This is a genomic window from Neobacillus drentensis (assembly GCF_036966985.1).
Classification (GTDB): domain Bacteria; phylum Bacillota; class Bacilli; order Bacillales; family Cytobacillaceae; genus Neobacillus; species Neobacillus drentensis_E.
Genome location: NZ_JBALSN010000151.1, coordinates 1 through 6,604, shown reverse-complemented (window position 1 = coordinate 6,604; position 6,604 = coordinate 1). Strand labels below are relative to the sequence as shown.

The following is a 6,604-nucleotide window of genomic DNA, read 5'->3' as shown; positions in this document are numbered from 1 at the left end:
GGGTTTCTTTTTGCCCTATCACTTGTTGTTGGTGCTTATCAAGGTGTAGAACTTATCGGGATTACAGCTGGTGAAGCGAAAGATCCACAGAAAACAATCAGGAATGCGATTCAAAGTACCATTTGGCGTATCCTCGTTTTCTATATTGGTGCCATCTTTGTTATAGTTACTGTTTATCCTTGGGATCAATTGCATGCCATCGGAAGCCCGTTCGTAGCAACTTTTGCAAAAATTGGTATTACTGCTGCAGCAGGAATCATTAACTTTGTTGTTATCACCGCTGCATTGTCTGGATGCAACAGCGGTATCTACAGCGCAGGGCGTATGCTTTATACTCTTGGAGTTAACGGACAAGCGCCAAAAGCGTTTGCGAAGGTTTCGAGTAACGGAGTTCCTTTATTCGGTACAATTGGCGTACTAATCGGCCTTGGTGTGGGCGTTATTTTAAGTTATATTGCACCAGAAAAACTGTTTGTGTATGTTTATGCTTCAAGTGTTCTGCCAGGAATGGTTCCTTGGTTTGTCATCCTGATCAGCCAAACGAAGTTCCGGAAAGTTCATGCTGCAAAAATGGCCGACCACCCATTCAAAATGCCTTTTGCACCGGTAACTAACTACGTGACCATTGCCTATCTGGTAGCAGTGCTTGTCGGTATGTGGTTCAACGAAGACACTCGCGTTTCACTGATTGCAGGTATTGTGTTCCTAGCTCTTGTGACCATCAGTTTTTATGCCTTCGGAATCAATAAGCGTGTACCTGTGAATCTTCAAGCAGAGGATATGACAGATAAGAAAGCAGTTTAATCTTTAATAGCAGGATAGGGACAGTTTCTATAAATTGTCCCTATTTTTTCTTAAAGACGTGTTGCTAAGTAAGCAAATGGAATAAGATGTAGAGAATCTTAATATAAAACTCAGGTGATAACAATGAAGTATCGATCAGCATTTGAAATCATTGGTCCGGTTATGATTGGGCCTTCTAGTTCACATACAGCTGGTGCCGTCCGCATTGGCCGCGTTGCCCGAACACTGTTCGAGAGCCAGCCAAAAAAGGCCGTTCTCTCGCTTTATGGTTCCTTTGCCAAAACATATAAAGGACATGGAACAGACTTAGCCCTTGTAGCGGGCTTACTAGACTTTGATACGTTCGACGAGCGGATTCCTGATGCATTGGTGATAGCGGAACAAACGGGTATGGAGGTCATCTTTCAAGAGGAAAAGGCCGTTACAGAACATCCCAACACTGTAAAGATTAATCTCTTTGCGGAAGATAAAGAGATGGAGATCATTGGTATCTCTATCGGTGGAGGATCCATTGAAATAACAGAAATCAACTCCTTCAAGCTAAAGTTATCGGGTGACCCCGCCATACTGGTCATGCATAATGACCGTTTTGGAGTAATCAGCTCGGTAACATCCATTTTTTCACAAAATAAAATAAACATTGGTCATATGGAAGTGGCCAGGAAAGATAAAGGCGACATGGCCATCATGGTCATTGAATCCGATGAAAAGATAAATGACCAGTTGGTAAACGATTTGCAAAAGCTTGACAACGTTATAAGTGTCATCCGTATGGTTGACTAATCGGTGTTTTCAGGGTTGAACACTAGATTAATAGAAGACAGCAGGGGGAAATGTTATGTTTCGTAATGTAGCTGAACTTGTTTCGCTGGCGGAACAACATCAGGTAAAAATAGCCGAAATCATGATTCGGCAGGAAGTAGAAGTTACGGGCCTTTCCCGTGAAGAAGTGCTTGCCAAAATGGACCAGAACCTGTCCGTAATGGAAAGGGCTATCGAGCGGGGCTTAAATGGAGTAAAATCACGCACAGGACTCACAGGCGGAGATGCAGTATTGCTGCAAAACTATATTAAGAGCGGAAAGTCTCTTACGGGCTCATTGCTTTTGGATGCTGTAAGCAAGGCGGTTGCCACGAATGAAGTCAATGCAGCAATGGGCATCATTTGTGCCACGCCAACTGCCGGTTCGGCGGGTGTTGTCCCGGGTACGTTATTTGCGGTAAAGGATAAACTCAATCCAACTAGACAGGAAATGATTGAATTTTTATTTACGGCAGCTGCGTTTGGATTTGTTGTTGCAAACAATGCATCCATTTCAGGGGCTGCAGGCGGTTGCCAAGCAGAGGTAGGTTCGGCTTCAGGAATGGCAGCAGCCGCAATCGTTGAAATGGCTGGAGGTACGCCTAAGCAATCAGCGGAAGCAATGGCCATCACCTTAAAAAATATGCTGGGTCTTGTTTGTGACCCGGTTGCTGGCCTCGTTGAGGTACCTTGTGTGAAACGGAACGCAATGGGGGCATCGAATGCTTTGACAGCAGCCGATATGGCCCTTGCCGGGATCACCAGCAGGATTCCATGTGACGAAGTCATTGGAGCCATGTATGCGATTGGACAGTCAATGCCTTCTGCGTTAAGGGAAACAGCCGAAGGTGGACTGGCGGCTACCCCGACCGGACGGAGGCTTGAAGCGGAAATCTTTGGCCAGCCTAAGGAAAAACTGATTGATTATTTAGCATAACTATTAAAAAGCTGCCGGTTATTTCTGGCAGCTTACTTTTAAGGTTTCTATTCTATCTTTACCTTAATTTTATCTATTGCATTGTATCCATAGCCTTTTTTGTTCCAAAATGGTGTAGTTGGCTGAATTCTATTAGTAGAATCAGTTGCTCTCGACAAAATCGTGTATTCTCCTTTATCTACTATAGACCATTCATATGACCAAGAAACCCAGTCATAACCACTTGAATTTTCATTTTCGATTTTCGCATTTAACCATGTTTTCCCATTATCAGTACTTACCTCGACCTTTGTTATATACCCTTTCCCTGTCCAAGCGATACCTTTAATTAGGTGCTTACCAGTATTAAGAACATCCATATCTAACGGTTTTTGTATGGTAGAGTTAACATTTATATTTGTGACGGGCTTAGTATCTTTGTTACTCTCTTTATGTGGATAATAAACATAGTCAATGGACTGAAATGGCCCTTTAAAATTTGAATCAGTAATGGTTATTTGCTTAATCCATTTAACGGAAGCCATACCATACCATTGTGGAACGATTAATCTTAATGGATAGCCATGCTTAAACGGAATAGGTTGATTATTATATTCATAAGCAATAATGGTATCAGGATGTAGTGCCTTTTCTAAGGGTAAACTCCTAGCGAAAGTATAAATGGAATCTAAATCGGTTCTTTTACCATAATCATAACCTTCCACGATCACTTCTTTTGCCCCTTCTCTTATTCCCGCTAGGTCAAGGAGGGTTCGCAGCGGAACTCCTTTCCAATACCCCTGGCTAATGGCACCCTTTTCCCATTGTTCTCCAAATACTTTAGGGTCAAAAAAACTGCGTTTGTTTCCTGCGCATTCAAGGATTACTTTAACCTTTTTCGATGGAAGTTTTAGGAGATCTTGCATGGAGAGCAGCTTTTGGGTTAAGACAAAGCCATTTATAGGAAGCCAATAGTTGGAATAAGAAAGAGAAGGATAAGAAAAGTGGTTTTGTCTATAAAATAAATGATTATAAATGATATCAGTTTCTATAAACTGTATGGGTGTTTCCTGACTTTCAGGATGTAAACTGCGTGTTGTTAGATGTGGTTTCATAACTGGATTGTGTGAATGGGGCATCATTTCCCTCCTAACAAAAAAATTCAATATAAATAAATATGATAATCTTTTTCTATTTAGACCCTAATCTTGTTGGGGATTCATTGTATTCCGAAAGGTATTTATGGAATAATTATTAGTGTCCTAACTAGGGATAAGAAGTTTAATTTGATGGAGGTAAATGAGGATGTCGGACAATACAGCGAGTAAAGTTACAGCTAAAATGCACTTTATGCTAAAATCTACTCCGCCGAGAACAACTTTTCATCAGGATATGTCAATTGAAGAACGGGATATTATGTTAAAACATATTGACTATTGGACAAACAAACAAAATCAGGGGATTGCTCTGGTCTTCGGTCCTGTTTTAAATCCTTCAGCTCCGCATGGACTAGCCATAATTGAAGTTGAAAATGAAGCTCAAGTCTCAAAACTTATCGAAGAAGACCCTGCTGTTATTGCTGGTATAATGGAAACTGAATTTTACCCGATGAAAGCAGTGCTGCCGAAACAACACGCTTGACCATGTAGGCAGTGTTACTTAAAAAAGAAACTTGAATAAACAAAAGTAAATGGCTCAGTATTGGACTGAGCCATTTACTTTATCAATACAAATATAACAAAATAGAGATTTTTGGATTTTATATATAATTCAAGAAAAGGAAATATAGACCAATTTTGAGTTTATTATATTATAATTAAAAGAGATTAATAGAAATTCATGATGTAAATACCATTTGGTATAAAGAGAATGTTGAAGGGGGAAACACAAGAATGATCCCAGCAAAAATAGATCCTTTTTCAATTACTACAATTAGCAAAAAAAGCGTGGAATCCATCTTCGATTGGTTCGATCACCATAAACAAACGTTCTATACACTTGGTTGGTCCTATCTTAGTAACCAGCAGCAAATGGAAGAGCTTTTTTACCGGTCCATTTTAAAAGTCCACAAGGAATTGCCTCGATTTAAAAGTGAAACATCATTCGAAACGTGGGTTACATCCATTTTCATACATACCTGCCGAGAGCTTTGTAATGAAAGAAGTTTACAAGTGTCAGAGGAAAGTGAACCACGTCAGGATATCTTTAAAGCACTTGATCAATTGAAAGAGTACGAGAAAGAAGCGGTGGCCCTTACCTATGTAAAAGGACTGTCTCATGAGGAAGCGGCACATCTTCTCCAAGTTTCAGTAGAAAAGATGAAAGAGCTGTTGTTTTCCGGAATTCAGTCACTTAGAAAAGTAATGGGGTACGGATCACACTATAATGGCTGTAAGGAATATCATAAGGATTACATTGATTATTTAGAAAGAACCCTGGATCGGTCGAAAAAGGTTGATTTTGAGATACATATTTATCATTGTCAAGACTGTCAGGATGATTTAGCTTTCTTTCAGGATGTTATGTTAACCATGCAAAATCTTACTGAAGAGATAGAGAATCTCCATGTGCCAGAAGATCTTATGGGGAACGTCAAAGCTAGGCTGGCAGATAAGGAGGAGCACAGACAACAGAAGAACAAGAAACGTTTAAGAGTGGGCATTATTTTGGCAAGTTTTTTTGCATTATTAATAGGGATAGAAGTTTTTACAGGGACTTTTACGAGCCTCTACTATACATGGACAGAAAAAGATCAGGAATTGCGTCCATTTCTCCAACAGGACCTTGGTGAAAGGCTGAACATAGAAGCGGAAAGCGATGGGGTGAAAATTAAGATCAGGAGTGCGATTGCTGATGATATTCAGACGCTCGTATTTTATGAAATCGAAGATACAAATGATGAAAATCAATATATGATGAATTATGATGATGGGGTTTTTGTGGAGAATGAACTTGAAATCATGAATACTGAAGGCCATCCTAGGTATTATCCTCCTGACCTTAAATCAAATGTTAATAATAAAAAAAAGAACGTGTATCAAGGAAAGATTAGTCTGCTGCCACTCAAAACGGAAAATGGGACGATCAAACTGAAGATCACAAAGCTCCTGAAATTGATTCGTGATTCCTCTGACCAAAATGATATTAACGCTAACGAGAACATAGGATATGAAACAGGGGAGTGGAATTTCGAGATTCCTGTGACAAAACAGCCTTCCGTTGAATATGCCTTGAATGAAGAAACAGAAGTCGAGGGGGTCCCGGTTCGATTTGATAAACTAACCATTGCCCCAACAGCGACGATTCTGCAATATGGTATTAATAATGAAAACCCAGAGAAAATGATTGATGTTCTTAATTTTGAAAATCTAGGAGTGAACAATAAAAAAGTGAAACCTGATATGTATGGCAGCTCTTTTATGGATTCACAACAAGACATGAATTGGACTAGTTTTCAAACAAACTTTGACCCTCTTTTTGGAGAAAAACCAAAAGAGGTTAATGTTCAACTCGGATCTATTAATTTAACGTTTCAAGACCCCAAAACCATCGAACTGGATGTTGCTAAGCAATATCCTCAAACTTTTGAATACGCAGGCAGTACAATCTCTATCGACAAACTGGAGGTTGGACAGCCTTCCATTATTGTCATAAGCGATCATGAAATTAAGAATCGAGCGTATGAGGCGCTTAACTTCAATATTGTGGGAGAGAATGAAAATGATCCTGTTTCGATGGAGATGAATTCTGATGGAGTGCTTGTTGATAAAAATGGAATTGAATACGATACTAATGATACCCCTGTCTCATTTGAAGAAATCGAGCGGCCTCGCTATTTTGTTACCGTTCAAACGATGAAGATAGACGGTAACGGCGCTGGCGAGAAAGTAATTCCCAAAAGGCTGCAGATTTTTGGATATAGTGCAACGAAATATTTGGATGATGTTGTGAAGATTTCTTTTAAATAAACTAATTGATATAACGGGCGCTAGACTAAGAAGATTAGAGCTGTCATTTTGGCGCTTTTTCTTTTGGTATTAGGGGAAGTTTAGTCTTAGTAACCATAAAAGTAAAATAAGCGGA

At 39.7% G+C, this 6,604-nt stretch carries 6 protein-coding genes; 5 read left to right on the top strand and 1 reads right to left on the bottom strand.

Going from position 1 to position 6,604, the window contains the following annotated elements; all coding sequences use genetic code 11:
• The 3 genes from V7659_RS10445 to sdaAA form a co-directional block, all read left to right on the top strand.
• Positions 1-804: amino acid permease (locus V7659_RS10445; protein WP_335539941.1), on the top strand; the 804-nt coding region annotated here is incomplete at its 5' end.
• A 123-nt stretch (positions 805-927) separates the two neighbouring features.
• The gene (sdaAB, locus tag V7659_RS10440) at positions 928-1,587 is read left to right on the top strand and encodes an L-serine ammonia-lyase, iron-sulfur-dependent subunit beta (RefSeq protein ID WP_335539939.1); all 660 of its coding nucleotides are present in this window, start codon (positions 928-930) and stop codon (positions 1,585-1,587) included.
• Between the two features lie 55 nt (positions 1,588-1,642).
• Complete coding sequence (gene sdaAA / locus V7659_RS10435) at positions 1,643-2,542, top strand: L-serine ammonia-lyase, iron-sulfur-dependent, subunit alpha (protein ID WP_335539937.1); 900 nt, start codon at positions 1,643-1,645, stop codon at positions 2,540-2,542.
• A 47-nt stretch (positions 2,543-2,589) separates the two neighbouring features.
• On the opposite strand, the gene V7659_RS10430 is transcribed toward sdaAA, so the two are convergent.
• Positions 2,590-3,663 carry a sulfite oxidase gene (locus V7659_RS10430; RefSeq protein ID WP_335539936.1) on the bottom strand — a complete coding sequence of 358 codons (1,074 nt, stop codon included), beginning with the start codon at positions 3,661-3,663 and terminating at the stop codon, positions 2,590-2,592.
• Between the two features lie 163 nt (positions 3,664-3,826).
• Here V7659_RS10430 and V7659_RS10425 point away from each other — a divergent pair, with 163 nt between their 5' ends.
• Together V7659_RS10425 and V7659_RS10420 are read left to right on the top strand one after the other, a co-directional pair.
• Complete coding sequence (locus tag V7659_RS10425; protein ID WP_335539934.1) at positions 3,827-4,162, top strand: YciI family protein; 336 nt, start codon at positions 3,827-3,829, stop codon at positions 4,160-4,162.
• Positions 4,163-4,413: 251 nt separating this feature from the next.
• Entirely contained in the window at positions 4,414-6,489 is a 2,076-nt protein-coding gene (locus V7659_RS10420) for a sigma-70 family RNA polymerase sigma factor (protein WP_335539932.1), read from the top strand.
• Positions 6,490-6,604: the final 115 nt, after the last annotated feature.